Source organism: Rhizobium sp. BK661, assembly GCF_024808825.1.
GTDB lineage: Bacteria > Pseudomonadota > Alphaproteobacteria > Rhizobiales > Rhizobiaceae > Rhizobium.
In genome coordinates this window covers 1-1,277 of sequence record NZ_JANTYT010000060.1, presented here as the reverse complement: position 1 = coordinate 1,277, position 1,277 = coordinate 1, and the positions used below count along the sequence as shown (strand labels likewise).

Annotated in this window: 2 protein-coding genes; both read right to left on the bottom strand. The window is 59.4% G+C overall.

Features of this window, described 5'->3' with window-relative positions; translation table 11 throughout:
* On the bottom strand, window positions 1-272 hold a 272-nt coding region (uraD, locus tag FHX16_RS31405), incomplete at its 3' end, for a 2-oxo-4-hydroxy-4-carboxy-5-ureidoimidazoline decarboxylase (RefSeq protein WP_259132247.1).
* Window positions 272-1,195 carry an allantoinase PuuE gene (puuE, locus tag FHX16_RS31400; RefSeq protein ID WP_183757348.1) on the bottom strand — a complete coding sequence of 308 codons (924 nt, stop codon included), beginning with the start codon at window positions 1,193-1,195 and terminating at the stop codon, window positions 272-274. The genes puuE and uraD, both read right to left, overlap by 1 nt.
* Window positions 1,196-1,277 lie beyond the last annotated feature (82 nt).

The following is a 1,277-nucleotide window of genomic DNA, read 5'->3' as shown; positions in this document are numbered from 1 at the left end:
CGGTCGAGCCCGGCGCCCGCCTGCTCCTTCTTGCTGTCCTCGGTCAATTCACCTGCGATTGCGAGGCGTCCTGCAAGATCGGGATGGGCACGCAGCACTCCCAGCCGCTCCTCTGGGCTGGCCGCCCGGAAGATGGCAACGAGCGCCGTGTGGACACGATCAACCGTCAATTCGTCACTGACGAAGCCATCATCATAAGCACGCTCGGCAATGAATGGCGAATGTTCAAAAACACCGCCGTAACGCGATACGAACTCGTCACGCGAAAGCATCAGATCGTCTCCGGCTTGTGGTGGGCATGCCAATGTTGCGCGATCTCGAGACGCCTGGGGATCCACACCTTATCGTGCTTCAGCACATACTCCATGAAGCGCTTCAGCGCCGCAGCGCGGCCAGGACGACCAACGAGGCGGCAATGCAGGCCGACGGACATCATCTTCGGGCTGCCGGCCTTGCCTTCTTCATAGAGCGTATCGAAGGCATCCTTGAGGTAGGTGAAGAACTGATCGCCCGAGTTGAAGCCCTGGGGCGTGGCGAAACGCATGTCATTGGTCTCGAGCGTATAGGGGATGATCAGGAACGGCTTGTCATCGACACCCTTCACCCAGAACGGCAGGTCGTCGGCATAAGAGTCCGAGGAATAAAGGAAACCACCCTCCTCCATGACGAGGCGCAGCGTGTTGTCGGAGGGCTTGCCTTGATACATGCCGTAGGGCCGCTCGCCGGTCAGCTCCGTGTGCAGGCGCACGGCTTCCTGGATATGCTTGCGCTCGACGTCCTCCTGGAAATCCTTGTATTCCAGCCAGCGGTACCCGTGGCTGGCGATCTCCCAGCCAGCCTCCTTCATGGCCGCGACCGCCTCCGGGTTGCGGGCCATGGCAAGTGTTACGCCATAGACGGTCGCCTGAACCTTGAGTTCCGTGAACGTCCGCCACAGGCGCCAAAAACCGGCGCGCGAGCCATACTCATAGATCGATTCCATGTTCAAGTTGCGCTGGCTCGGCCAAGCGGCGGCGCCGACGATTTCCGACAACAAATTTTCAGAGGCCGGATCGCCATCGAGAATGCAGCTTTCGCCGCCCTCCTCGTAGTTGATGACAAACTGGACTGCCACACGCGCATCGCCCGGCCACTTCGGATCGGGCGTGTTGCGTCCATAGCCGACGAGATTGCGCGGATAAGTCTCGGATACCATGAAATCACCTTCCTGAACGTCGGCGAAACGATAGTATTCCGAGACGGAATGACTAGATGGAAATTGCGCAACAGAGTTTTGC

What these genes read in the sequence shown, in the direction of transcription:
- puuE (WP_183757348.1), bottom strand. Translation starts at nt 1,195, where the DNA reads ATGGTATCCGAGACTTATCCGCGCAATCTCGTCGGCTATGGACGCAAC.